Raw genomic sequence first — 26363 nt, forward strand, 5'->3', positions numbered from 1 at the left:
TTATTCTCCTAGCACCTTGAAGGTATTCAAGAGGTCGAATTCTGAAACCTTCTTCAATTCAGCTGAGACATTTTCAAGTTGAGATTTATTAATCTTGTGTGTAATGATAACGACACGCGCCTTGTCACCCTCTTTTCCGTCTTGGAGGATTTGCTTGAAGGAAATATCTTGAGCATTAAAAATTTCAGCCAACTTCAAGACCTGACCTTTTGAGTCTGGTGCCAAGATTGAGAAGTAGTAGTTTGCTTTAACATCCTCAGGATTTGCCAAGACCAAGTCACGGCTGTATTCGTTGAAGTCTTTGCCAATGGTACCATCATTCAGACGACGAACGATACGGACAATATCCGCCACCACACTTGTAGCAGTTGGTTTTTGACCAGCACCTGGTCCGTAGTACATAGACTCGCCGATACCGATAGATTCTACAAAGACAGCGTTCATTACCCCATTTACACTAGCAAGTGGGTGCGCTTTAGGCAAGAAGGTTGGAGTCACTTCTGCAGCAATTCCTGAAGGAGTTTCCTCGATAGAACCAACCAATTTCACTACATAACCAAGCTCTTGAGCTACAGCTACATCTTCTGGTGTGATGTTACGAATTCCCTTGTGGGCTACATCATCAAAAGCAACCTTCATACCAAAGGCAAATTGGCTCAAAATAACCATCTTGTAGGCTGCATCAATCCCATCCACGTCATTTGTCGGGTCGCTTTCTGCAAAACCTAGTCTTTGCGCTTCCGCTAAAGCATCATCGTAAGACCAGCCTTCTTCGACCATCTTGGTCATCATGAAGTTAGAAGTTCCATTGACTACACCAAGCACGCGCGTGACTTTATCAGAAGCCAAGGAATTTGCTAAAGTACGAAGAATTGGAATCCCACCAGCTACTGCTGCTTCGTAGTAAAGTGCTACCTTATTATCTTGAGCGATTTCTAACAATTCTGCACCATGGACAGCCAAAAGGTCCTTGTTAGCAGTAACAACATGCTTTCCAGCTTCCAAGGCACGAGTGATAAAGGTCTTAGCAGGTTCGATACGCCCCATCAATTCCACTACAATCGTAATGTCTTGGTCTGACAAAATATCATCCACATTGGTTACAAAGTTAAAGTCATTCCCTGCTGCAAGCAAGCGATTCTTTTCATCTTCATCCTTGACCAATACCTTGGCAACTTCAATCTCTGAATGTGCTGATTGATTAATTTTTTCTCCATTTTCCTTTAGGAGGAAGGGCACACCACTTGCAACGGTACCAAATCCTAGTAAAGCAATTTTAACTGTCATGTTTGTCTCCTCGAAATTTTCTAATATAGCCATTATAACAGAATTTTGTGAAAATTCCTATTATAGTAAATCACTATTTCAGTCTAAAAAAGAAAAAAACGAATCAAACGATTCGCTCTCCCTAAAATCTAGAAATAATTTTCCAGAAATGATTATCCAATCTTTTGTAGATTAAGCACCGCATCGTGATTGATCAAGACTTGGCCATACTCTTGTAAGACTGAACGACTGATATCACTATCTTCTGCAAACTCGCGCATACGAGCCAACAGCCAAGCTGGATATGGACTTGGATGATTTTCAATATCCACTAGAATGGTCAAATAATAGCGCTCGTTCATTTTGTAGAGTTCAGAAGTTTCCATCTCAAAAGTCACTGTCTGGGCAAAAGCCACCAAGTCAGCTAATTTTTCAAAAGAAAGGATGTAGTAGATGTAAGGCTCTTTCTTACTTTCAACTTCTTGTTCAGCCTGCTCTTGCTCTTCTTCCTTGGCTTCGACTTGCTCTAGAGATTGAATGGCTTCTATATCATCCTTGGTTTTGTCTGCGATGCTTTTTTCCAAGGTTTTGATAAATTCATCTGGCGACATTTGAGCCAATTCTTCCATATCTGGTAAATCCGATAAATCTTCAAAATCTAGATTTTGATCAATCTTTGATTTGGTTACAAAAACATCGACCTTATCAGGTTTTGGAGTCACACGGAAGCTCAACATGCCTGTATCCAAAAAGCTCTCAGGCATCTCTAACTCATCCAAAATAGCATAAAAGAACTCTTCTGTTTTTTCTTGAGGAACGAGAAAGTCAGCAATCTCCATTCCTCGATCCATCAAATCTTCTAAAGACATCGTGATTTTTAAAGTTGTATCACTAATTTGTTTCATTTTCATTGCTAGTAACCTCATACTTTCAGTTCTATCTATTATACTAGATTTTTACGATTTTATCAAAAGAATGAAGCGAGAATGTGATATAATACTAGAGACCATTTTACAATACAAGAAAGAAAGTACAATGAAAAATATAAAAGTTAATGCACTGGCTAGCTTACTAGTCAATGTTCTCAATATCGTTTTTCCGCTGATAACCAATCCTTATCTGACTCGGATTCTCAGCAAATCCAACTACGGTTATTTCAATACCGCCAATACCTGGGCTAGCTTTGTCATTCCTTTAGCCGCCTTTGGAATCTATAACTACGGAATTCGAGCTATCAGTAAGGTCAAGGATGATAAAAATAAAATCAACTATGTTTTCTCTAAATTATTCTATATCTCCATTATTACTTCTGTCCTTACAACAAGTATCTATTTTTTGTTTATTTACCTAGATAATAGTATTGAAAATTTGAAAGAACTCTACTACATACTTGGTGTCCAGGCTCTCTTCCAATTCCTTTATATCGAGTGGATGAACGAAGCTTATGAAAATTATGCCTTCATCCTTTACAAGACCTTAGTTATTCGTATTGCCATGTTGGTCGCTATCTTCACCTTTGTTAAAACTCCAAATGATATCGTACCTTATGCAATCATCATGAGTGCAACCACTATCCTTAACTACCTGCTCAGTTTTCTTTGGATCAAGAGAGAAGTTTCCTTTGTCAAAATTGGTTTCATGGAATTAATCAAAGCATCTAAACCGCTCTTGACTATGCTTCTACTAGCGAACGCCAACATGCTCTACACCTTGCTTGATAGAATGTTTATCACCAAGGGACCTGATGAAAACTACATTTCTTATTACACTATTGCTTCTAGCATCGTCATGTTGATTGCCAGTGTCTTGAGTGGAGCTATCAACGTCAGTATTCCACGTCTAGGCTACTATCTAGGTAAAAGAGACTACGAGTCTTATAAAAATCTTCTGAATCAAGGTGCTGCCCTCTTTTATTTCCTTATCATTCCAACCAGTATTGGGATTATGGTATTAGGGAACTACGCAACTGTCATCTACTCTTCTGAAAAATACCTTGAAGCTGGTATTGTGACTAGTATCTTCGCCTTTCGTACTATCATTTGGGCCATTGAGTTGATTCTCGGTAAGCAGATTATCTTCATCAACGACCACGAAAATCGTTTGACAGCCTTTTACTTTATTGGTGGCGGTGCCAATATCCTACTCAACAGTCTCTTGTATTTCAATAATATTTTTGCACCAGAGTATTACATTGCTACTACTATTATTGCAGAAACTATAGTTGTTCTACTAGAAATTTTCTTTATCAAGAAACATCATCTGCTTGACCTAAAAGAAATCTTTACTACTTTAATACGATATACTATTGTATCGCTCGGATTCATTCCGATCTATTTTGCCTTTAAATTCCTTTTCCAAATCAACTCTTATACAGTCAATCTCAATATGATCCTCATGGTTCTCTCGACTGTTGCAACTTGTGGAATCTACTATCTCCTGATACTTTTTATCACAAAAGATAAAACATTCCACTATGCACTCAATCTTGCTCTTGCTAAGATTAAAAGAAATTAAAAAACTATAATCTACTCATAAGGAGATAATATGATCAAAAAACCAACATATGCATATATATATATATATATATATCGGTCCTTATATTCCTTGCTACTTTAATAACACCAATTTTAGCAAATGATAGACTACATATTATAACCGTTGCTGATTGGTCCGATGCCATGATATTAGAAAGCAATGGGCATTTTGCAATGATAGATACTGGAGATGATTTTTCTTATCCAGACGGTTCTAATCCTAGATACCCCGATAGACCAGGAATTGAGAAAGATCCAAAAGCAATTACCGAAGATAGATTGCTGTCTCATATTGAACAATTAGGAATCAAAAGTTTTGATTTCATAATAATAACGCACGCACATTCTGATCATATTGGCGGAGCTCACGACATTCTAAAAACAATACCTACTCAAAAAATATATATTAAAAAATATAGTGATGATCGCCTCACAGATAAAACCGGTCTTTGGGATAATTTGTATGGGTATGAGCGAGCCCTACAAGCTGCTATCGAAACAAATACTACAATAATTCAAGATATTTCTGAAAAAGATTCACACCTAACACTTGGAAATATTAAAATTGATTTATTAAATTATGAAAATGAATACGAAAATGATGGTTCATTAAAAAAAGTATATGACGATAATTTGAATTCAATTTTATCAATAGTAAATATTAATAATACAAAAATTTTCTTAGGAGGAGATTTAGAAAATACTGAAAGACATCTAGAAGAGAAATATGCGCCTTTGATTGGACATGTAGATGTCATGAAATTTAATCACCACGTAGAAACAACTAAATCTAATACGAAAGAATTTGTCGACAAACTTAATCCTAAGAAAATTATTAAAACAGGGATTAGACCAGTAGAAGAAAAATACACTGAATATCTTAAACAAAAAAATATCAGCATTATAAATGCCGGACAACTAGATAGAGCAGCAATTTCTCTTGAATTCAATAATGGAAATGTTACTGATGTATCTGATAAATACCCACATTATGGATTTTATAACGATGGTGATATTCTAAAATTTAAAGATTGGAAAAATGAAGCTCCTGAAGATGGTTGGACACAACACAACGATAATTGGTATTATTTCTTTGATTCTGGTACAGTCGCAGTTGGTTGGAAATATATAGATAAAAACTGGTTTTATTTTAATCAAAACGGAGAACTTCAAACAGGGTTAGTTCATGATGGAAATAATCTATACTATATTGAAAAAAATACAGGTATATTAACTAACACTTGGAAAGAGATTAATTCCAAAGAAACCTATTACTTTAAAGAAAATGGCAAAGCAGCTAAAGATGAGTGGATGAATCGTTATCATTTTGAAAATGATGGAACCCTTAGTAAAAATAAATGGATTGGTATTTTTCATATAAATCGTTTCGGAAAAGTTAGTTTTACAGATTATAGAAACTACCTATTTATTATTTTCACACTTGCTCTAGCTTTGATCTTTTTAAAACTCAAGAAACAATATAAAGATAGAATCATTAAAAAATAATTAGAGATAAAAGAAACGAACTGGATTTGATCTAGCTCGTTTCTTTTATTTATTTTAGTGTCCAAGGGATTTAGTCAAAAGGACTTTTGCCATTTTAGCATCCCTTTGTTTATATATCGGATTTTCTTTCCAGTTATAATGGGTATTAGGAATTTCAAAATCTTCCCCATACAAGTGACTGATATATTCTCTTGTATTTTCTGGAACTTTTACTAGAATCTCTTTAAAACTGCATTCAGTTAATGCTGTAAAGGGTAATTCATAGTGGTAGACTTCATATCTTGTTGGATTTCCCAAGGCATTTGTCATGTAGAAAATAGTATCTGAGGAGATGATATCCTCTTTTTTATCATAGACAATAAAGTCAACATTGAGTCCCTTATAACTATAGGACAACTCTACAAGCTTATCATTGTAATAGAACTCTTTAGTTCTAACAAAGCCTTTTTCAAAAAGAACTTTCTCATCCCTTAAAAAGGCTTCATAGTCTGGGATAATAATTCCAAAATCCATATCTAAATCATGGGGAATCAAATCATTTTCTCTGTAGAAACCAAGCAAAGTTCCAAAGTCTAACCAAATATCGTAGGATTTCAGATTAGATTGATAGATTGCCTTTAGAATATATTCAAAGTTTTCTTTGAGCAAATTGCTTCTCTTTGAGTCCAAATCGATATTGGCTTTTTTATTTAAACTTTTGATAATAGGTAGATTTTTAACCAGATCTTTCTTATCTCCTAAGAGACTAGCTAAACTTCTTTTTAACCATTGTAACACGTTCTACCCCTCCTTTATATAAGCGAGGAAATCATCATGCTTCACTCGTTTTTCTATAGGAGGAATCTCCATAAAGTCATCTCCGTAAATGGCAGAAAGAATTTGCTGATAGGCCTCAGGAATTTTGTAAACTCTATCTTCAAATGGACTATCAATCGTTGTGTCCAAGAAAGACTTGTCAAACTTCGTAGAAACTCTTTTGTTCTCCATGAGGTAGTCAATGAATTCTCCATCTTTTTCTTGCATAGATAAGATGTTCATCTTTTGATTCCAAGTTTTGACACGAGTCAGACGGAATACAAGGACAAGTAAATATCTGGCGATATTCTTGAGTTTCGCATTCTTATTGTGGATGCCATAAAAGGTATAGACTGATAAACGACGGTAAGTATCTAGTTTTACCATATCTTTGTTAACATCAGCATAATAGTCAAATGGGAAAACATCCACACAAATCCCTAAATCAATATCATTTTCGATATAGTTGTTGTCGTAGACTGTTCGCGCGTCATAAACTCGATAAAATGGGTAAGGATAACGTGCGTCATTTTCCCAAGAAACCACTTTGTAGACAGGGTCATTATCTCGCAAAATAGCTTGATACAATTTGTCATATTCATATCGTTTTAGAGAGATATCGATATCGTCATCCCAAGGAATGTAGCCTTTGTGTCTCACTGCTCCCAGCAAGGTTCCATAAGCTAGTGAATAGTTGATATTCTCTTTTTGGCAGAGATTGTGGATATAATCCATGACACCTAGTTCAACTTCTTTGATCTCTGCTTCGTCGAGCTTTCTGTAGCCATCTCTTTTTTTATAGAGAACAGAGAAATAGTAACCTGAAATCACAAACAAGATACAACCTTGTAGTGAAATTCCATAGAAGGTTGAACTCAAGAACAAGTTAGAGATGAGAATAACCACTGTCATCAATAGAATGGTAATCAATTCATGGTTGCGACGTCCTTCTTGAATATCTTTCTTATATTTCTTGAGACTGGAAATGATAAAAGAAAGCATAAAGATGGCCATCGGAATTAAACCAGTTAAACCATCATAAAAGAGTAATTCTAGATATCCATTATGAGTAAGATAATGCTGTTTGATTATATAAGCAGAAGCATCATACTCTTTCCCTAACTCATACCAGTTCCCACCTGAATATCCAAACAGTGGACGTTTAGGGATAAAAGAAGCTGTAGACTGCCAAATAGCAAAACGGTTATTAGAGATATTTTCTTCACTGGTGTCTGTTCTTTCAAGAGAAAAATTCTTGTCCCCTTTTTGAACATTAGCTAAATTCTTTTTAATCTCAGCAGAATTAGCTTTCAAGTAAATATCACTACTATACTTAATACCATTATAGCTAACAAATACTAAACCTACTGTCAGAACTACTGTCAAAATAGATTTCCCTTTTTTTGTCCAGTTAGCAGTCATCAAACTATAAAGCAAAGCAACTACTACTAAACAGATATAGGTTGTTCTTGAACCAGATAAAACAATATAAGCGAAATTAAGCACAATAGATGAAATGGCTAATATTTTAATGATTTTATTATAAAGAGACAGGCGCATCCATAAGTAAATAATCACCATCAAAGAAATAATAGAGAGGTAGTTGGGACTTGCCAAGATCCCGAACAAACGGGATTCTACAAACCCCTGTCGGATTAAAAGTCCTTTATAATCATATACACGGTAACCTTGCAACATTAAAAATTGACCAAGCGATACAAGTACACCTATAGTATTTGCAACAGTTATAATTGAGAAAAACACATCAAAAATAGCACGCGCTTTTTTCTCTGTGAAAGACTGAAAGACTGGATAAACTGCAAAAAAATAAATGAAGAAGACTACTAAATTTTTTATATTTGTTGAAAAACCATACTTGACAACTAGCGCAGCTGTTAGAATATTCATTAGAAAAAAGAGTATTAAATACTCAATTTTTCTGACTGTCAGATAAGCTTTTTTTATAAAGAAATTATAAAGTCCCAACAAAACTCCCATAAGGGTCATGCCAAGAGTAACAAATTTATTGGCTGAAATAGATTGAAGCGGAACAATCAAGCCAGCCATACAATAAAAAGATATAACTGATAAAAATAATAAATTAATCTTAAAATAGTTTTTTTCAATAAATGAAATCATTTTTTCTCCTAACGCTTAGTTTGTTCAAGTAAGATTTTCGTATACAATTTTCGACTCAGACACAATGCTAAAAAGCTCAATTTTCTTGCTCTTGTAAAACGACTATCTGAAAGAATGTTCTTTGTGTTTTTCTTTAAATAGGCAATCAAACGGTCTTCTAATACCCTATCCTTGAAATCAGCATCGACCAAGAGCCTATCCAACACATAGAAGTAAGCCCAATTTAAACGCATAGTTGCAGTATCTGCTAGTCCCGGATAATTCTCTTTGATAATCTTCGCATTTTGCTCATAAGCTTCAATAACATTTAAGAATTTCAAGGAGAATTTTTGAGTCGTAATACTATTTTCACGGTGAAAATAATAGTATTTTTTCTCATTTGTTGCAACAACCTTACGACATTGATGAATCAAGGCAATCATGATGAAGGCATCCTCTGCTATTTTTCCAATTTCAAATCGTAGCTGTTCAAAGAGTTCTTTTTTGTACAGTTTATTAACAGCTGTGACGGAGAGGATTTTAGCTTCCATGACCATCTTAATGGCTTCTTGGGGTGTTAATTCCCAGGTCTGAATCATTGCAACCTGCTTTTCCGGAATTTGGTGATAAACATCATAATGTCCACACATAGAAAGATCAGCATTGGATTCTAGCATTTGATGGTAAAGGGTCTCATACATATCTTCATCAATGTAATCATCACTATCGATAAAACCGATCAAATCAGAACCTGCTTCTTCAATCCCTCTATTTCGAGCGTCAGATAAGCCACCATTTTCCTTATGAATGACACGAATCCGCTGATCTCTTTGTGCTAGTTGATCACACAGTTCTCCACTATTATCTGTTGAGCCATCATTGACAAGAATAATTTCCAAATTGGTATAAGTCTGTTTTAAAATGGATTCTACACACTTCTCAAGATATGCTTCCACATTGTATACCGGAACAATAACGCTTATTTTTTCTCCCATCATTTTCCATATTCTCCCTCGTATTCTGTATAAGACTTATCCATATCAGCGATGACAGCATCATGATGCGGTAGCTGCTTATCTGCTGGCGGAGGAGTCATATAATCCCCAAAAGCAGTGCTGAGATAGGCATCATAGCCAACTGGAATAGGCATGTCTGTTTCTTCAAATGGTAAAAAGAGATTATCTTCAAAAGATTCGATTGGGTACTTGTTTCTCATGTAGCCAGGACCTGAGCATAATTCTGTAATACCATCGCTCTCAGCCAAACCATATTTGGTCATTTCTTTCTCAGCTTTTTTCCAAATGCGATAACGGAGAGATTTTGGAGTCAATCTCAGTAAAATTCGGCTTCCCCATTTCATGAGAGCGCCATGCTTTTCTGGAACAGTTTGGGCACAAAAGAGTGAATAAATCAGGGCCCAACGAACCTGTTTCTTCCGCTCAGCTGGATTTTTCGGATAATAATCCAAAGGCAAGACATCCAAGGCCAAACCATGTGGCAAATCCAAATCCTGCTGATAAGGTTTGATACAGGTAGTTTTCTTGTCACGAATGGTAATAAAAAGATTGCGGTCGACAAAATCCGCGTTACTCTTTGACAAGAAATAACGTTCATCTGCATAACGAGGCCATAATTCTGCCAATTTTTCATAGTCCTTACGGGGCATAAAAAAGTCTAGGTCATCGTCCCAAGGAATGAAGCCCTTGTTTCGAAGGGCACCAATAGCACCTCCACCACAAAGATAGCAAAGCAAATCATGTTCTTTACAAAAAGCCACAAAATATTCAGCCATCTCCAGACTACGAGCCTGAATTGCTTTTAAATCAGTCATATTGTTCATTATTCTTTCTATCGTATCGTTTTATTATACCACAAATAAGGGATGAAAATCTATTGCAGACTGTAAAAAATCAAAGCCTGACTACTATCCAAATAGCTATCAAACTTTGATTCTTCTGTCTTATCTTATCTCAAACCCATCTGAGACAATTTATTCTGATATTTATTTTGATCGACCAGCAACCCCAAGCCTCCGTAGACATCATAGGCATCGACCCAATCACCTAGTTCTGGAACTGTTAATCTCTCAATACCATTTTGAACTCCGTCTAGGAAAGACAAGCCATTTGTTAACAAGAAGGTATAAGGAACATTCGTTGAGGTCATTCCGAAGACCTTGCCAAGTGCCTCTGAGCCTGTAAAGAGCTTGGTTGGATCTTTGATTTGCTGAAGAACTGCTGTCAGCACTTGCTGCTGTCTCTTGGTACGACCATAATCGCCTTCATCATCATCACGGAAACGAGCATAATTAAGCAAGGTCGAACCATTCATCTGCTGTTTCCCGACTTTAATAGTCTGGGTCGGAGACTCTGTTTCCGTAGCATGTAAGTCATCTCCCACCGTAGCTTCAGTTAACGGTTGACCTTCCAAGGTTGAGAATTTGGCATCAATCATCACTCCATCTGGGAACAGCGTATCAATCGCTGTTGCAAAGGCCTGAAAATCAACCAAGGCATAGTACTTAATGTCCAAGTCAAAATTATCTTTCAAGACTTGACGAACCATTTCGGCCCCTTTTTGTCCTTCTTGTTCCCCTAGTTCATAGGCTACATTTAACTTGTTATCCGTCTGTTTCCTACCGTTAATCACTTGACTGTAACCGTCTATATAGACCAAATTATCGCGCATAAAACTGACTAGCTTGATTTTCTTATCTGAACCTCCGACATTTAATACCATAATAGAGTCAGTACGCGTCTCAGCACTATTTTGACCGATTCGCCCATCGGTACCCATGATCAAAATATTAACACCATCTCTGGTATCCTGACCATTAAAGACTTCTACTTGAGCGGCCTTAGCATTGGCAGTTTTGGTTGAATCAGCATTTGAATAGCCTTTTAGGAACATAAAAATCATGCCAAGCGCTACACAAGCTAAGATAGCCAGTAAGCCTGCGAAAATACGCCCCCACCGTAGCTTACACTTTTTAGTTTTTTTCATTGGAAGAGAATTGATTTTCTGGTATCTCTCAGAGCGACTAAGACTATCATAAGAAGGGATCGAAGTGTTAGCACGTGTCTTTCTATAATCCTCGGTCAATTCTTGACTTTCTGAGGTGGCGTCACTACTTTCCCCATTCAATTTATCTTGCAAGTAAGCAAACTCTTCTTTTTCTCGCTCATTGAGATAGTGAATATTCTTAAGTAGATAGTCATAGCGTAACTGCTCGTGGTGACTTAAGGGATTTTCTTTACTCATCTTCTCTCCTTTCCATGGTCTGATATTGGATAAATAGGATAGGAACCTAGAATTTTATACTGGATTCCAATCGCTTCTAGTTCTTTTTGGGCAAAGTGGACCAAGGCCTTATCAGTATAATCCACATCAATAATGAAAAAGTATTCTCCCAGTGCTGTCTTGAGTGGCCGACTTTCAATTTTTGTCAGGTCAATTCCTCGCCAAGCAAAAGTTGAAAGAGCCTTATAAAGTGCGCCGGGAAGATTGTCCGGTAAGGTCAAGGCCAAACTCATTTTTTCAGCTTGTGCTTGCAAGGGAATGGCTACACTTTCAGCACCCAAAACCCAAAAACGTGTGAAATTGGCTTCCATTTCCTGAATATCCTCGGCAATTAATTCTAACCCATATTCTTCAGCAGAACTTCTAGGAGCAATTGCAGCAAAAGGCTGGTCTGGATGTTCGGAAATAAAGCGGGCCGCATAGGCTGTACTAGCAGTTACCTCAATTTGAGCATCTGGATACTGTTCATCGATAAATTTCTTTCCTTGCGCCAAGGCCTGTGGATGTGAAAAAATCTTTTCAATCTTAGTGTGACCTGGAACCACCATCAACTGCTGATGAATAGGCTGAACGATTTCTGCCACTGCTTGAATGTGAGCCTGATGAAAAAGGTAGTCCAAGGTTTCATGAACACTACCCTCGATAGAATTTTCAACTGGCACCACAGAATAGTCCACCAAGCCTTGCTCATAGGCCTTGATGACATCTGTAATATTGGCAAAGGCCTGCAATTCCTCATGAGGAAAAGCTGTCTGCACAACGTGATGTGAAAATGATCCCTTGGGACCTAGATAAGCAATTTTCATCTCAGTTCCTCTATAATTTCCTCTGGGCTTAGCTTGGTCACATCCAAAATCCGACTAGCCACTTCCTCATACCAAGCCTGTCTTTCCTGGAAAATAGCTGCTAGTTTTTCTTTACTATTATTTAGAAAAAGCGGGCGCTGATTGTCCTTATCAGTTGATATGCGTTGGTAAAGGGTATCAAAATCTGCTTTCAGATAGATGTTATCAGGATTCGTCTTTAGTAAGTCACGATTTCGCTGAGAAATGACTACTCCTCCGCCAGTTGACACAACTTGGTCTCTTTGTAGTAACTCAGCTAGGACTTCTGACTCTATCTGACGAAAGGCCTCTTCTCCCTTTTCAGCGAAAAAATTGGCAATGGACATACCTAAGCGCTTCTCGATTAGAGCATCCATATCAAGGTAATTAGGGTCCAAGCCTCTTGCAATAGTCGATTTTCCAACTCCCATAAAGCCTAGTAACACCTTAGCCATGAATCAAGCTCTCCAAATCATCAAAGAAGCTAGGATAGCTGGTATTGATAGCTTCTGAACGGTCAAGCTCCACCTCTCCATCTGCAACTAAGAGGGCTGCGATGGCTGTCATCATACCGATACGGTGGTCTCCAAAAGTATTGACCCTAGCACCGTGAAGGGCTGATTTGCCTTTGATAATCATTCCATCTGCTGTAGGTGTGATATCTGCTCCCATACTATTCAAGGCGTCTGCCACCACCTGAATGCGATCTGTTTCCTTGACCTTGAGTTCCTCAGCATCCTTGATAACTGTTACACCTTGGGCTTGAGTCGCAAGCAGGGCAATAATAGGCAATTCATCAATCAAGCGTGGAATCAAAGCGCCACCAATCTCTGTTCCTTGCAAGTCAGAAGACTCAACAGTCAAAGTAGCAGATTTAGCGACTGGGTCAATTTCAGTAACTTCTAATTTTCCACCCATAGCGCGAATGACATCGATGATACCTGTACGCGTTTCGTTAATACCAACATTCTGCAATACGACACGAGAGTTTGGAACAATCAAACCTGCGACCAACCAAAAAGCTGCACTGGAAATATCTCCTGGAACAACCACCTTTTGTCCTATCAATTTTTGTGGTCCTTGGACTGTGATTTTCTTGCCGTCCATACTTAAATGACCACCAAATTGTTGCAACATATCTTCAGTATGGTTACGGGTGCACTCTTTTTCGATAATCACTGACTCCCCCTGAGCCTGCAAGGCAGCAAAGATCAAGGCGGACTTGACTTGAGCAGAGGCAATTGGCAACTCATACTGAATAGGTGTAAGATTTTTCGTTCCTTTTAAGTGAAGGGGAGGCAGGTCTCGCTCAGTTTGACCTGAAATGCTGACGCCCATTTTTTTCAATGGAATAGTCACACGGTCCATAGGACGTTTGGAAAGACTATCGTCTCCGAACATTTCTACTTCGAAGTCTGCGCCAGCAAGGACACCTGAAATCAGGCGAATCGAGGTTCCAGAATTTCCCATGTCCAGGGCATTTTGCGGAGCTTTTAAGCCATCCATGCCTACACCTTGAATGGTAATACTCCCATCTTTGTCCTCAATCTCAACACCAAGGTCACGAAAAACCTGCATGGTAGAAAGGACATCTTCACCCCGCAAAATATCATAAACCTTAGTCTCACCCTCGGCCAAACTTCCAAAAATAATGGAACGGTGGCTGATAGACTTATCACCTGGAACGCGGATACTGCCGTGTAAATGGCGAATGTTTGTTTTTAGTTTCATACTGGACCTCATACTTGCAATACTTTTACTTATTTTATCATAAAAAGCCAGAAATTCCTTAAAAATTCCTGACTTTATGATAGTTATTTTCTTATTTTAGCAATTCTGAAACTGGTTCGAAAACAATTTTTTCAATGTCAGAAAGGTAAATGGCCAATTGTTGTTGCTTGGTAAAGAATTCTGACAAGAGGCTGTTCCCTTGAATCTGCTTGCCAAAGCCTTCCATTTTAGCTTGGAAGGAAGCATCAGGTATTTGACCTGTCTGTGCTAGTCTTTGAATTTCCTCTTGGAAGGAAACATATTCTGTAAAGATTTTGCTTGCCTCAACATCTGCTGCAATCGCATCTTTAGCTGCTTTGACAGCCTTATATTCTGGTAATTCGCGTAGACCGCGACTTAGTTCATTTGCACTATCGTAAATATTTGACATGATTTTCTCCTTATTTGACAACGACTGTGTAATCGGTGTTTTCTGTTATGAGGTGCTCGGCTCGTTCTAAATCTTGAGCGTTTTTAAATGAAATTTGTAGAATCCCGTGAATATCCTCACGGTTTTCTTCGTTGATATGGATGTTAACCAAGGAAGTTCCACGTAGCAGTTCCAAAATTCGCAAGATGACATCTTCTTCATCGGGAACATCAACATAGAGGTCATAAGAACTATCCACACCGCCACGCTTATGAATTTCCATGGCCTGACGTTGCTCACGTGCCTGATTGAAAAAGTTCCAAATCTGCTCCTCATCTCCCTTATTGATAGCCTGCCCAATCGCTTCCAAACGGTCCTTGAAATCCTCAATTCGCTCTAGAATGGTCTCACGATTGGACAAGAGGATAGAAGTCCACATACCTGGTTCGCTTTCCGCAATTCGGGTCATATCTCGAAAACCACCGGCCGCAAAGCGTCTTGCCATCTCATGTTCTTGAGCATAGACCGCAGTCTGCTCCATGAGACTGGAAGCCAGAATATGTGGAAAATGGCTAATCTGAGCAGTCACACGATCATGCTCCTTAGCATCAATCTCGATAAAACGAGCATGAAGACCTGAAAGCAGATTCTTCATTTCCTCAAGTGTGTCAGGACTTGTCAGGCTCGAAGGTGTGAAGATATAATAGGCATTTTCAAAGAGATTGACATCTGCAGAGGCAGCCCCAGTCTTGTGACTACCAGCCATGGGATGGGCCCCGACAAAGCGAACAGGCTTACCAGCCAAATACTGCTCCGCCGCATCCACAATAGCTGACTTGGTCGAACCGGCATCTGAAATAATGACGCCTTCTTTTAAATCTATATTAGCCAACTCCTTAATAAAGGAAATGGTTTGTTTGATTGGCAAACTGAGAATAATGATATCTGCCAAAGGAGCAAAACTGGTAAAATCATCTGTTGCACGGTCAATCATGCCTTCCTTCAAGGCGATATCTCTCGAAGCTTGGCTACGATTATAACCCAAAATTTCGTAATCTGGATGATCGCGTTTGATACCAAGGGCCATAGAGGCACCAATCAATCCAAGGCCCGCGATATAGACTGTTTTTGCCATAGGAACTCCTTAATAGTTCTTTGTATAGTCTCGGTGTTTGGCCACTGCTTCTTTTAATTCCTCTAGATTGTCTGATGAGAATTTTTCAAGGATTTCTTGCGCCAGAACCGTTGCTACAACAGCTTCCATGACTACTCCTGCTGCTGGAAGAGCGGTCGGATCACTTCTCTCCACAGTTGCCTTGTAAGGTTCGTGGGTTTCGATATCCACACTCATAAGAGGCTTATAAAGAGTAGGAATAGGTTTCATAACTCCACGAACAACAATCGGTTGCCCATTGGTCATACCACCTTCGAAACCACCTAGATTATTGGTACGGCGAGTATAACCGTCTTCTTTAGACCAGAGAATTTCGTCCATAACTTGGCTGCCTTTGCGGTAACCAGCTTCAAAGCCGAGGCCAAATTCCACTCCTTTAAAGGCATTGATAGAGACGACAGCTTGGGCCAATCGCGCATCCAATTTTCTGTCCCATTGAACATAGGAACCAAGTCCTACTGGTACGCCTCCAACGACTGTCTCGACAACTCCACCGATGGTATCACCGTCACGTTTGATTTGGTCAATATAATCCTTGATCTCCTGTTCTCTTTCTTGGTTGACAATAGAAACTTCAGACTGGGCAGCTCGTTGCTTTATTTCAGCTACTGTCAGATTTTCAGGTACATCGATTTCCTTGCCACCAAAGACCACAACATGGCTGGCAATCTCCATATCCAATTCAGCCAAGAGTCGTTTAGCTACTGCCCCAACTGCCACCCGCATGGTGGTTTCACGAGCTGATGAACGTTCCAAGGAATTTCGCAAATCATCAAAACGGTACTTGATACCCCCAACCAAATCGGCATGACCTGGACGTGGATGGGTGATTTTTCGTTTGCTTTTAAGGCGGTCTTCAATGTCCTCCGCAGACATGATATCCAGCCATTTCTGGTGGTCCTTATTGATGACATCCATGGTAATAGGAGCCCCTGTCGTTTTCCCATGGCGAACGCCCGATGTAAAGACAACCTGGTCACTCTCAATCTTCATACGACCACCACGACCGTAGCCACCCTGACGGCGTTTAAGGTCTCCATTAATATCCTCAGCTGTCAAAGGAAGTCCAGCTGGAATTCCCTCAATGATAGCCGTTAGACGCGGGCCGTGTGATTCTCCTGCAGTTAAATATCTCATACACTCTCCTTATTTTACCAAGTAGTCTTTCATCTCTTCCAGAGAAACTGGGTGAATGGTCGCTGAACCGAGCTCTGGTACCAAGACCAATTTCAAGGTATTGCCACGCGCTTTCTTATCATGAGTCAAAGCCTGATAAAGCTTATCAACATCCCAGTTTTCATAGTCAACAGGTAGCCCAAATTTCTGACACATCTCTGTGATAGACTGGGTAATCCCAGCTGGCATAAGGCCTTTTTCCTCAGCAACCTTGGATATCTGCACCATTCCCATAGCCACAGCTTCACCATGCATGACCTTGCCATAACCGGCAGTCGCTTCAATAGCATGGCCAATAGTATGGCCAAAGTTGAGGTAAAGGCGAACACCGTTATCCAACTCATCCTCAACTACCATCTTACGCTTAACCTGACAAGAATGTTCAATCAAGGTCTCTGCATACTCCAAAATGCTCTCTACAGAACCATCTAGCTCCGTCAAGAGAGCCCACAGTTCTGGGGCCTCAATCAAGCCGTACTTGATAACCTCACCCATCCCTTCAATCAACTCTCTTTTTCCGAGTGTTTCAAGGACAAGCGGGTCAATCAGAACCCCATCTGGTTGGGCAAAGGTCCCCACCATATTCTTAGCAAATGGAGTATTGACGCCTGTCTTTCCACCGATAGAAGAATCCACCTGGGCTGTCAAGCTGGTCGGGATCTGAACAAAGTGAATGCCCCGCATATAGGTAGAGGCTACAAAACCAGCCAGGTCTCCAACGACACCGCCACCAAGAGCCACGATTCCATCGCTACGAGTCAGACCTTGCTTAACTAGAAATTCATAGACTTTCTGGACAGTGGTTAAATTCTTTCTTTCCTCACCCTCTAAAAAGTCAAATACCGCCACCTGAAAACCAGCATCTTCTAGGCTGAGCTTGACCTTCTCTGCATAAAGAGAAGCTACATGGTTGTCTGTTACAATGATCACTTTTTGAGGTTGCCAGAGTTCTCGCAACCATTGACCAGTCTGAGCCAAACAGCCTTTTTCAATCTGAATATCATAAGGATGATGAGGAATATCGATTCTGATTTTCATAGGAGAGTCTCCTTTTCTTTATTGGTATTTTTCTGTTAAAGACTGCCAAATCTCTTCTGTTGGCATTTCCTTTCCTGTCCACAGTTGAAAGGCTTCTGCAGCTTGATAGAGCAACATTCCCAGACCATTGACAGCTGGATTGCCCTGCCTCCTAGCCCATTTCAAAAATGGCGTCTCAAAGGGTTGGTAAATGATATCTGCGACCAAGAGAGTTTCTGGCAAATTAATGCTTTCAGGAACTGGGGATGATTTACCATCCATCCCTACACTGGTCGCATTGACAAGTAAATCCGACTCAGCAATCCTTGCTTGCAGTTCAGAAACATCTTCTAAAGCATACAAGTCCACTTTAAAACCTGTTTGCTCCTGTAACTTGTCTAGATAAGGTCTTGTTTTTTCCATAGAAACTGAACGAACAAAGACTGAAATCTGACTGACGCCATCCAAAATAGCCTGCGCCAAGATTGATTTAGCCGCACCACCTGCACCCAGTAAGGTCATCTTTTTACCTGTAATTGTAAAAGAAGGCAAGCTCTTAAAAAATCCCTTGCCATCTGTATTATATCCAATTAAAGTTCCATTATCATTGACAACCGTATTGACCGCACCGATCAAGCGCGCTTCGTCACTCAACTCATCCAAATAGGAAATCACTTGCTCCTTATAGGGCATGGACAGGTTGATACCAAACATCTGGTAGCGGCGAATATTGGCCACTGTTTCTGCCAAGTCACTCGCTTCAATCTCCCAAGCCACATAAACACCATTGGTAGCTGTAGCCTCAAAGGCCCTATTGTGGATGAAGGGAGAGATAGAATGCTTAATAGGATTGGCAACAACTGCAGCTAAACGTGTATAGCCATCAAGCTTCATCCAAAATCTCCCGAATTTTTTTCATGTTAGCTAAGGAAATTTGACCTGGGGCACTTGCCTCATCTAGACTAGCAAAGGACCAGCTAGAACCAGTCACATCTGCAGTGATACGAGAGACCTTGCCCACCTTGCCCATAGAAATAGTCACATATTCCTGTTCAGGATTAAGGGTTTTAAAACCTCGTGTATAGTTCATCAAGTCTAAAACATCTTGCTCCGTGTGAGCCATCACCGCAACCTTGACCAGTTTTGGATTTAGGCTCGTCAACTCTGACAAGATTTCCATCATATTTTCAGGTGTTTCTTGGAAATTGTGGTAACTTAAAACGAGATTTGGGAAGTCCAGCATTTCCTCAAAGACATCCTTGTAGCTATAGTACTCAAAATCAATATAGTCTGGTTGATAGAGTTGCGCCACTTCCTTGATTAGATGGATATATTCTTCCGGAGAAAGATCAATTTCTCCCCCTTCAGCGCGAGTTCGCAGAGTGAAAACCAACTCACGACCTGCGAATTTTTCAAAAATAGCTGGAGCCACCTGCAAAATCGCTTCTTTAGGCAGATAGTCGGCACGCCATTCAATGATATCAGCATCCTGATACCTCGTAGCATCCAGAGCCTGGGCCTCCTCTAAACTTCTTGGCATTACTGAAACTATTAATTTCATTTACTAACCTTCATACTAATCACCTTGAGGTAATTACTACTTTCATCTTTTTTATTATAGGCGAAATCTGCTGGAAGACCGTATTTATTTAAAATCTGGTAACTTCTTCCTGCAAAGCCTTTATCAATTTGTTCTGTAAATTTCTGGCGGGAAACATTGGCAGCATTGGTACTGGCAATGATAATCCCTCCCGGATTTAAAATCTCAAGACTCTGGGAAATCAACTTGTGATAATCCTTAGCCACAGAGAAAGTCTGTTTTTTGTTCCGAGCAAAGCTAGGCGGATCTAGAACAATCACATCGTAAGTCAAGCCTTTTCGTTTGGCATACTTGAAATACTCAAAGACGTCCATGACTATAAAACGATGGGCATCTGTGCTGAGCCCATTTGCCTGAAAATGCGCTTGAGACAATTCTCGTGAACGCTTGGCTAGGTCAACCGAAGTTGTCTGGCTTGCTCCTCCCATGGCCGCAGCTACTGAAAAAGCTGCTGTATAAGAAAACATATTGAGCAAGGATTTGCCCATAGCCAATCCATCAACCAGACTACCACGAACTTCATGCTGGTCTAGGAAAATCCCTGTCATCAAGCCATCGTTCATAAAGACTTGATACAGGACACCATTTTCCAGAACAGTGAAAAAGTCAGGTGCTTCTTGACCATAAACATGAGCAGATTCATAGTCCAAACCCTTAAAGCGGATCTTCTCATAAGCCCCTAAAACCTCAGGAAAAACCTGTCTAAAGGCTTCTGAGATGATCTGACGAATCTGATAAACATAAGAGTTATACCAAGAAAATACAGCATAGTCGCCATAAAGGTCCACTGTCAGACCGCCAAAGCCATCTCCCTCCTGGTTGAAGAGACGAAAGGCAGTTGTCAAATCATCTTGATAGTAGGCGCTTCTCTTTTCTTTAACTTGTCTAAACAGCATTTCAAAGAAAGCTTGATTGAAGGTCACCTTGTCTGTGCTAACAAACCAGCCCAAGCCCTTGTTTTGCTGAGAAAGGTAGGCAGTCCCAAGAAATTTTCCATCTTGACTATGGACTTCTACTTCCTGATCCTTAAGATTAACATTCTCAAGATCGCTGGCTTCTAGCAAAACTAGCCCTTTGGCAAGCTTTTTTTCAATCCTTTTACTGACTCTTATTCTATTCATGATTACCATTATAACAAACTTTTAGACAATTCTCAAAAAAGAAACTACCCTTGCTTTTTTACTCTAGTTTTAAAAAATGGTATACTAATACTAATAAAAACTTAGGAAGTAATTGTGTGAGAATCAATTTTAACAAAATCCAAAAAGTCATCGGTACCAGACTGGGTTTTGTCCTAACCCTTTTAATCCTCTATTGGATCAAAACCTTATTAGCCTATACCGTTGACTTTAATTTAGATATTCAAGTGGGCAAGTTACAAGGAAATTACCTTGCCTTTATCGCCTTTTTCAACCCCCTTCCTTTGGGACTCCTCCTACTGGCTCTTGCCCTCTATGCTCGATCAACCAAGTCCTTTTATAGTCTTAGTATAGCTATTTATAGCCTTTTATTCATTTGGCTCTACTCCAATGTCTTTTACTATCGAGAATTTAGTGACTTTATCACAGCTAATACCATGAAGGTGGTCAGCAAGGTGTCTGTTGGTACTGCGGAACTAGAGTTACTGCGTCCTTGGGATTTCATCTATTTTATGGATTTCCCACTGCTGGCTTTTCTTTTCTTTAAAAAATTCATCCATTTGGATAGGAGACCTTTCAAATTCCGCTCCAGTGTTGCTATCACTGCTCTCTCAGCCCTGCTCTTTTCAGCTAATCTTTTCTTGGCTGAAATTGAGCGTCCCGATCTCCTGTCACGAGGATTTTCGAATTATTATGTTGTTCGTGCCCTCAGTTTGCCAGCCTTTCTAGGTTATAGTGCCAACCAATCCTATAGCGCCAACAAAGAACGTGCTAAGGCCTCTGAGACTGACCTTCAACCTATTACAGATTATATTCAAGAACATTCGGCTAAGCCCAATCCAGACTATTTTGGCTTGGCCAAAGGAAAAAATGTGATTTATCTCCACTTGGAGAGTTTCCAACAATTCCTGCTTGACTATAAACTCAACCTAGATGGAACTGAGCATGAAGTCACTCCCTTCCTGAATTCCCTCTACCATTCGCAATCTACACTAGCCTTTTCGAATATCTTTAACCAAGTCAAGGCTGGAAAAACCTCAGATGCGGAAACCATGCTAGAAACCGGTTTATTTGGCCTTGATCAAGGTTCCTTCATGGTCAACTACGGAGGTACCAATACCCAGCAAGCTGCCCCTTTTATCCTATCAAAAAATGGCTATCAATCGAGTGCTGTCTTTCACGGTAATATCGGGACCTTCTGGAACCGAAATACGACCTACAAACAATGGGGCTACCAATACTTCTTTGATGCTTCCTATTTTACCAAGCAAGACAGTAGCAATTCTTTCCAATATGGTTTAAATGATAAAATCATGATGAAAGATTCTATCCAATATCTGGATCACTTACAGCAACCTTTTTATGCCAAGTATATCACGGTGTCCAATCACTATCCTTATGCTAGCAATCTGACTGGCGATGAGCTTGGTTTCCCCTTGGCCAAAACCAAAGATGAAACTATCAATGGCTACTTCCAAACCGCCAACTATCTGGACAGTGCCATCAAGGCTTTCTTTGACTATCTCAAAGAAAGTGGCCTCTATGAAAAATCCATCATCGTCATTTATGGAGACCATTATGGCATTTCCAATTCCCGCAACCCTGACCTGGCACCTTTGATTGGCAAGACTTCTGAGAACTGGTCGAATTACGATAATGCCATGTTGCAACGAGTGCCTTTTATGGTGGTCATACCTGGTTATGAAAAGGGACAAATTATCAATACCTACGGTGGACAAATCGATATCTTACCGACTCTCGAACACATCCTTGGTATTGAGTCCAATTCCTTCCTTCAAGTTGGACAAGACCTACTATCACCAGATCATCAAGAAATCGTTGCCTTTCGAACTGCCAATTCATTCGTCACACCTAAATACACCAGTTATGACGGACGAACCTACTATACTGAGAGCGGTCTTGAAATCAGTAATCTTGATGAACAAGCTCAGACTGAACTAGAAATCGTTCGTCAAGCAGCCAGTCAACAGCTGAAAATTAGCGATCAGATCCAAACTGGCGATTTGATACGTTTTTACCAAAAAGATCATCTTGGAGCAGTTGATACAGAAAGTATTTCTTACCTCAATTCTTTACCAATTCTGCAAAAGATTGAGCAGGAAAAAGGTAGTCAATCAACGAGCCTCTTTAGCCAACGACAAGGCAAAACCAGTACTGACCTCTTCAATGCACCAAGTTACCAAGAACTCCACCCAGAGTCGGCAGAAACCGAATCAAAATCACAATAAAAAATGCTCTTCCGTCTTGGAGGAGCATTTCTTTTATCAACGAAAACCAAAGAGCAAACTAAGAAACTAGCCACAGGCTATACTTGAGTACGGCAAGGCAAAGCTGATGTGGTTTGAAGAGATTTTCGAAGAGTATTAACTTTGAGATTGTAGGTAAAGAGGTTGTACCTGCAATATATGTCTGTCAAGTTTAGTGACGTAGATAGTAGAAGAAATATGAGGATATAAATCAGCTTCAGTAGGTATCTGGAAAATTTGATTCTATATAGAAGTCTATAAATCTTCCTAATTTTAAAGACTTTTACTCAGTCTAATGTTACAAACTCAATATACTATCAATAAATAATATTATAGAAGCAACAACAATTATAATTTCACCTATTTGCATAATACTATTACGAACTCTAAATATATGTTCTATCAAAAATACTTGGATCACACACATTATAGGAATTAACGTTTTTGAAATTGAAAAATATCCAAATAAATAAACTATAAACAACAATAATAGAACTATATTATATTTCTTATTCATGACATTTCCCTCTTTATTTTTTGATTACCAATCTTAATCATTTACAACTACATTATAACAAACGACAAAATTCTTGTTAACAAATATTGCCATTTTTTAAAATTTTTTGTGATTCGAATGTGATAAACTACTTTGATATTAATTTTAGATAACATTTCGTCTATACTTAGGGGTGAACACAAAGTGATACTTTGTGTGTAATAAACTATGAGCCTTTTGCGCCATATTTTTCTCCTTTCACTTTACAATTGGCTTGAACACCTTTATTGTATCGCGTTTGGAGTTTTTTTGCTATAGTAGATTGAAATAAGAGGTGAACAAATGGATTAGGAAAGTCAAATTAATTTCTAGAAATATTTTTAGCAGTTGTAACGTACTATTCTAGTTCCAATCTACTATATAACCTTCGACGCATGTGACTGAGGAAAAAGTCTTTAAAAGCAGAAAAACGCATAATATCAGATGTGCTAAAATCTTGATATTATACGTTTTATTGTGGAAAGATTTTTTCCGTTTTTTACTAAAATTGAATTTTTCTCAACCTATTTTAAAATGTTTGGCGTTTTGCTTTACGCTCCGCACGACCGCGAGCACGATTTTCAGCACGCTTAGTTTTACGGCGTTTTTCATCAACCGCCCATTGAATTTTCTTCTTATAACCCGGTTTGACTTTTTTCTTTTTCTTTTTGACCAAACCAATCATTTCAATATCAAGCTTATCTTGCTTCTTCTCACGATTAGCACGACGATCTCGGTCATAGGTATCTTGAAATTCTCCGTCTTTGACCATCTTAGGAGTAAACTTGATTCCCAATTTCTCCAACTCACGGATATCCGAGTCATCACTTGGCTGATAAAGGGTAATAGCTGTACCTGGTAAGCCATTTCGTCCAGTACGACCAACACGGTGAACGAAGAAGGATAAGTCTTGCGGAATGGCATCATTGATGACATGGCTGACACCTTCAATGTCAATCCCACGCGCTGCCAAGTCTGTTGCAACAATGTACTCAAAATCCAGATTTTTAACCTGATTCATGATTCGCTTGCGCTCACGAGGGGCAATATCCCCATGGATTTTTGCCACCTTCAATCCTTGAGCAGTCAGATATGAATGCAATTCATCAGCACGCGTTTTGGTGTTAACAAAAATCATTGCCAAATAAGGCTGCATCAACTGAGTCAACTGATAAATTTGAGCATTTTTGTCGCGACCTTTGGTCGAAATCAACCAATTATCAATGGTGTCAGAAATGACCGTTTTGGTCTTAATTTTCTCCATAACAGGATTTGATAAGTATTTTTTCAAGAATGGTTGCAGTTTTTGTGGAATAGTCGCTGAGAATACCATGAATTGCAGATCTTTTGGAAGGCTGCCAGCAATCTTATCAACAGTTTCCAAGAATCCCATATCCAAGGTCATGTCTGCCTCATCGACCACAAAGGTCTTAGCCTTGTGAATAGCTAGGTCACCAGACTTAACCAAGTCGTAGATACGGCCTGGTGTTCCAATAACAATATGAGGCTGATTGCTTGCCAATTTCTCAATCTGGCGAGCCTTATCCGTACCACCTACATAATTAACCACACGAACTTCCACTTCTGAGTGGTCAGCAATCTGACGGGCTGCTTGATAAATTTGAGTAGCTAACTCACGACTCGGTGCAGTAATCACTGCTTGTACACTATCGCTAGCTTCATCTAATTGCTGGAAAATCGGTAATAGGAAAGTGTGAGTCTTACCTGAACCTGTTTTTGATTCACCGACTAGGTCACGACCTGCCAAAACAATAGGAATCAACTTATCTTGCACCTCTGTTGGAGTTGTAAATTTTAACTCCTTCAGGGCTTCTCTAATATAGTTTTTAAATTGAAATTTCGTAAATGACATAATATCCTCGATTCTATCTATCTTATCAATTATACCACATTTTATTCCATTTCAGTAGTCTCACTTATTTAGACTATTTCCAGTAGCTTCTCTAGTCAGAAAAAGGCTGGAATTTCATGATTCCAACCTCTTTTCATACTCAATGAAAATCAAAGAGCAAACTAGGAAACTAGCCGCAGGCTGTACTTGAGTACGGCAAGGCGACGTTGACGTGGTTTGAATTTGATTTTCGAAGAGTATTAGTTATTATTTCCAGTTTAAAATAGCACTCAAGCCATAGTGGTCACTGACTTGTGGACTCTTGTTACCATCAAATACGACATGTAAATTTTCTACCTCTAGCTCCTTGGTAGTAAAGACATAATCGATTCGAAGGGGTTCAGTGTTCCCTTTCCAGCCATCAATTTCTGGTGGAACGGTATAGCTACCGATTTTCTCTTTAGCGACTTCAAAGGCATCTTGTAAGCCTAATGGACTAGCTAAAATAGCTTGGTAGCCTTCCTGACCAGCTGGGTTGTTGAAATCTCCAGCTAGCAAAAGTGGCTTGTTCAATTCTTTCAATACAGCCTCAAATCGTGCCCATTCTTCTTGGAAACCTTTATCCCACCAAGAAAGGTGGACACTTGCAACTGCAAGCTCCTTACCATCGACTACAGTTTCAGCCAAGGCAACTCGACGAGTATGATAATCTGTTGGATAATCCACATCTGAAACCAAAATTTCTCTTGCTTCAATAGGTGTTTTAGACAAGATAGCCACACCTTCATGGTAGCGCTCATATCCAATATGGTTATAGGCCCAAGTCCAATAGTAATTCTTCCCTTGCTCTGACAACTTTTCAACCAAGAGTCTAACATAGTGGTCTTTGTGAATAGGCTCTGCTGCTGGCAAAGCTTGATAAAGGTCATTAACCTTCACCTCTGGCGAAGTGATTTCCTGATTGATTTCTTGGAAACAAATCAAATCATAATCTTTATCAAGAATATCTTCAAGCAAGAGTTGGAATTTTTCCTCAGCTTCTTTTTCCATCCAGCTATGAGTATTGAGTGTTAAAAATTTCATGCTTTTCTCCTAAAACAAGAGGTTGGAAAACAGCTTC

Annotated in this window: 22 protein-coding genes and 1 pseudogene; 3 read left to right on the top strand and 20 right to left on the bottom strand. The window is 39.2% G+C overall.

Annotated features, from left to right (window positions below):
* Together HT717_RS05575 and mecA are read right to left on the bottom strand one after the other, a co-directional pair.
* The gene (locus HT717_RS05575) at window positions 1–1287 is read right to left on the bottom strand and encodes a homoserine dehydrogenase (protein ID WP_125423491.1); all 1287 of its coding nucleotides are present in this window, start codon (window positions 1285–1287) and stop codon (window positions 1–3) included.
* 152 nt (window positions 1288–1439) lie between these two features.
* Complete coding sequence (mecA, locus tag HT717_RS05580) at window positions 1440–2177, bottom strand: adaptor protein MecA (RefSeq protein ID WP_173304712.1); 738 nt, start codon at window positions 2175–2177, stop codon at window positions 1440–1442.
* 124 nt (window positions 2178–2301) lie between these two features.
* Here mecA and HT717_RS05585 point away from each other — a divergent pair, with 124 nt between their 5' ends.
* Both HT717_RS05585 and HT717_RS05590 read left to right on the top strand, forming a co-directional pair.
* Window positions 2302–3780 carry an oligosaccharide flippase family protein gene (locus tag HT717_RS05585; protein WP_173304663.1) on the top strand — a complete coding sequence of 493 codons (1479 nt, stop codon included), beginning with the start codon at window positions 2302–2304 and terminating at the stop codon, window positions 3778–3780.
* A gap of 164 nt (window positions 3781–3944) precedes the next feature.
* Window positions 3945–5306 carry an MBL fold metallo-hydrolase gene (locus HT717_RS05590; RefSeq protein WP_204374278.1) on the top strand — a complete coding sequence of 454 codons (1362 nt, stop codon included), beginning with the start codon at window positions 3945–3947 and terminating at the stop codon, window positions 5304–5306.
* A 54-nt stretch (window positions 5307–5360) separates the two neighbouring features.
* Here the strand turns inward: HT717_RS05590 and HT717_RS05595 are convergent, their stop codons facing one another.
* From HT717_RS05595 to HT717_RS05665, 15 genes are all read right to left on the bottom strand, one after another.
* Window positions 5361–6083, bottom strand: coding sequence for a LicD family protein (locus HT717_RS05595; protein WP_049541142.1), 723 nt, complete (start codon window positions 6081–6083; stop codon window positions 5361–5363).
* Between the two features lie 3 nt (window positions 6084–6086).
* A complete protein-coding gene (locus HT717_RS05600; protein ID WP_049541144.1) occupies window positions 6087–8240 on the bottom strand; it encodes a LicD family protein in 2154 nt (717 codons plus the stop codon).
* 8 nt (window positions 8241–8248) lie between these two features.
* Window positions 8249–9217, bottom strand: coding sequence for a glycosyltransferase (locus tag HT717_RS05605; protein ID WP_173304665.1), 969 nt, complete (start codon window positions 9215–9217; stop codon window positions 8249–8251).
* Window positions 9214–10059 (bottom strand): phosphorylcholine transferase LicD, encoded by an 846-nt coding sequence (locus HT717_RS05610; protein ID WP_080982951.1) that lies wholly within the window; start codon window positions 10057–10059, stop codon window positions 9214–9216. Before HT717_RS05610 ends, HT717_RS05605 begins: the two co-directional genes overlap by 4 nt.
* 125 nt (window positions 10060–10184) lie before the next feature.
* Complete coding sequence (locus tag HT717_RS05615) at window positions 10185–11480, bottom strand: LCP family protein (RefSeq protein ID WP_049541146.1); 1296 nt, start codon at window positions 11478–11480, stop codon at window positions 10185–10187.
* Complete coding sequence (gene pheA, locus HT717_RS05620) at window positions 11477–12325, bottom strand: prephenate dehydratase (protein WP_049541148.1); 849 nt, start codon at window positions 12323–12325, stop codon at window positions 11477–11479. Before pheA ends, HT717_RS05615 begins: the two co-directional genes overlap by 4 nt.
* Entirely contained in the window at window positions 12322–12798 is a 477-nt protein-coding gene (locus tag HT717_RS05625) for a shikimate kinase (protein WP_049541150.1), read from the bottom strand. Before HT717_RS05625 ends, pheA begins: the two co-directional genes overlap by 4 nt.
* Window positions 12791–14074, bottom strand: coding sequence for a 3-phosphoshikimate 1-carboxyvinyltransferase (gene aroA, locus HT717_RS05630; RefSeq protein WP_049541152.1), 1284 nt, complete (start codon window positions 14072–14074; stop codon window positions 12791–12793). The genes HT717_RS05625 and aroA overlap by 8 nt, the downstream gene beginning before the upstream one ends.
* A gap of 91 nt (window positions 14075–14165) precedes the next feature.
* Complete coding sequence (locus tag HT717_RS05635) at window positions 14166–14504, bottom strand: YlbF/YmcA family competence regulator (protein WP_049541154.1); 339 nt, start codon at window positions 14502–14504, stop codon at window positions 14166–14168.
* Window positions 14505–14514: 10 nt separating this feature from the next.
* Window positions 14515–15618, bottom strand: coding sequence for a prephenate dehydrogenase (locus HT717_RS05640; protein ID WP_061088192.1), 1104 nt, complete (start codon window positions 15616–15618; stop codon window positions 14515–14517).
* Window positions 15619–15627: 9 nt separating this feature from the next.
* Window positions 15628–16794: a chorismate synthase gene (aroC, locus tag HT717_RS05645; protein ID WP_061088193.1), complete on the bottom strand. Its 1167-nt coding sequence runs from the start codon at window positions 16792–16794 to the stop codon at window positions 15628–15630.
* A 9-nt stretch (window positions 16795–16803) separates the two neighbouring features.
* The gene (gene aroB, locus HT717_RS05650) at window positions 16804–17871 is read right to left on the bottom strand and encodes a 3-dehydroquinate synthase (RefSeq protein WP_061088194.1); all 1068 of its coding nucleotides are present in this window, start codon (window positions 17869–17871) and stop codon (window positions 16804–16806) included.
* Between the two features lie 18 nt (window positions 17872–17889).
* Window positions 17890–18744 (bottom strand): shikimate dehydrogenase, encoded by an 855-nt coding sequence (locus tag HT717_RS05655; RefSeq protein WP_061088195.1) that lies wholly within the window; start codon window positions 18742–18744, stop codon window positions 17890–17892.
* Window positions 18734–19411 (bottom strand): type I 3-dehydroquinate dehydratase, encoded by a 678-nt coding sequence (aroD, locus tag HT717_RS05660; RefSeq protein ID WP_020900171.1) that lies wholly within the window; start codon window positions 19409–19411, stop codon window positions 18734–18736. Before aroD ends, HT717_RS05655 begins: the two co-directional genes overlap by 11 nt.
* On the bottom strand, window positions 19408–20571 hold the full coding sequence (locus tag HT717_RS05665; protein WP_061088635.1) for a class I SAM-dependent rRNA methyltransferase: 1164 nt from the start codon (window positions 20569–20571) through the stop codon (window positions 19408–19410). Before HT717_RS05665 ends, aroD begins: the two co-directional genes overlap by 4 nt.
* Before the next feature lie 116 nt (window positions 20572–20687).
* Between HT717_RS05665 and HT717_RS05670 the strand changes: the two genes are divergently transcribed.
* Window positions 20688–22838 (top strand): LTA synthase family protein, encoded by a 2151-nt coding sequence (locus HT717_RS05670; protein WP_081097350.1) that lies wholly within the window; start codon window positions 20688–20690, stop codon window positions 22836–22838.
* Window positions 22839–23520: 682 nt separating this feature from the next.
* Here HT717_RS05670 and HT717_RS05675 read toward each other — a convergent pair.
* From HT717_RS05675 to HT717_RS05685, 3 genes and pseudogenes are all read right to left on the bottom strand, one after another.
* A pseudogene (locus HT717_RS05675) lies at window positions 23521–23598 on the bottom strand (IS200/IS605 family transposase); the annotation flags it as partial.
* Between the two features lie 322 nt (window positions 23599–23920).
* Window positions 23921–25264: a DEAD/DEAH box helicase gene (locus tag HT717_RS05680; RefSeq protein ID WP_049541229.1), complete on the bottom strand. Its 1344-nt coding sequence runs from the start codon at window positions 25262–25264 to the stop codon at window positions 23921–23923.
* Window positions 25265–25510: 246 nt separating this feature from the next.
* Entirely contained in the window at window positions 25511–26326 is an 816-nt protein-coding gene (locus HT717_RS05685) for an endonuclease/exonuclease/phosphatase family protein (RefSeq protein ID WP_173304667.1), read from the bottom strand.
* Window positions 26327–26363: the final 37 nt, after the last annotated feature.

The sequence above is a fragment of the Streptococcus sp. 959 genome, from assembly GCF_013277075.1.
Classification (GTDB): Bacteria; Bacillota; Bacilli; order Lactobacillales; family Streptococcaceae; genus Streptococcus; species Streptococcus pseudopneumoniae_C.

Bases quoted from the DNA above. Each gene is read 5' to 3' on its own strand.
- HT717_RS05590 (WP_204374278.1), top strand. From the start codon at position 3,945: ATGATATTAGAAAGCAATGGGCATTTTGCAATGATAGATACTGGAGAT.
- HT717_RS05655 (WP_061088195.1), bottom strand. From the start codon at position 18,744: ATGAAGCTTGATGGCTATACACGTTTAGCTGCAGTTGTTGCCAATCCT.
- aroD (WP_020900171.1), bottom strand. From the start codon at position 19,411: ATGAAATTAATAGTTTCAGTAATGCCAAGAAGTTTAGAGGAGGCCCAG.
- aroA (WP_049541152.1), bottom strand. From the start codon at position 14,074: ATGAAACTAAAAACAAACATTCGCCATTTACACGGCAGTATCCGCGTT.
- pheA (WP_049541148.1), bottom strand. From the start codon at position 12,325: ATGAAAATTGCTTATCTAGGTCCCAAGGGATCATTTTCACATCACGTT.
- HT717_RS05600 (WP_049541144.1), bottom strand. From the start codon at position 8,240: ATGATTTCATTTATTGAAAAAAACTATTTTAAGATTAATTTATTATTT.
- HT717_RS05610 (WP_080982951.1), bottom strand. From the start codon at position 10,059: ATGAACAATATGACTGATTTAAAAGCAATTCAGGCTCGTAGTCTGGAG.
- aroB (WP_061088194.1), bottom strand. From the start codon at position 17,871: ATGAAAATCAGAATCGATATTCCTCATCATCCTTATGATATTCAGATT.
- mecA (WP_173304712.1), bottom strand. From the start codon at position 2,177: ATGAAAATGAAACAAATTAGTGATACAACTTTAAAAATCACGATGTCT.
- HT717_RS05665 (WP_061088635.1), bottom strand. From the start codon at position 20,571: ATGAATAGAATAAGAGTCAGTAAAAGGATTGAAAAAAAGCTTGCCAAA.
- HT717_RS05680 (WP_049541229.1), bottom strand. From the start codon at position 25,264: ATGTCATTTACGAAATTTCAATTTAAAAACTATATTAGAGAAGCCCTG.
- HT717_RS05575 (WP_125423491.1), bottom strand. From the start codon at position 1,287: ATGACAGTTAAAATTGCTTTACTAGGATTTGGTACCGTTGCAAGTGGT.
- aroC (WP_061088193.1), bottom strand. From the start codon at position 16,794: ATGAGATATTTAACTGCAGGAGAATCACACGGCCCGCGTCTAACGGCT.
- HT717_RS05640 (WP_061088192.1), bottom strand. From the start codon at position 15,618: ATGGCAAAAACAGTCTATATCGCGGGCCTTGGATTGATTGGTGCCTCT.
- HT717_RS05685 (WP_173304667.1), bottom strand. From the start codon at position 26,326: ATGAAATTTTTAACACTCAATACTCATAGCTGGATGGAAAAAGAAGCT.
- HT717_RS05625 (WP_049541150.1), bottom strand. From the start codon at position 12,798: ATGGCTAAGGTGTTACTAGGCTTTATGGGAGTTGGAAAATCGACTATT.
- HT717_RS05615 (WP_049541146.1), bottom strand. From the start codon at position 11,480: ATGAGTAAAGAAAATCCCTTAAGTCACCACGAGCAGTTACGCTATGAC.
- HT717_RS05585 (WP_173304663.1), top strand. From the start codon at position 2,302: ATGAAAAATATAAAAGTTAATGCACTGGCTAGCTTACTAGTCAATGTT.
- HT717_RS05635 (WP_049541154.1), bottom strand. From the start codon at position 14,504: ATGTCAAATATTTACGATAGTGCAAATGAACTAAGTCGCGGTCTACGC.
- HT717_RS05605 (WP_173304665.1), bottom strand. From the start codon at position 9,217: ATGATGGGAGAAAAAATAAGCGTTATTGTTCCGGTATACAATGTGGAA.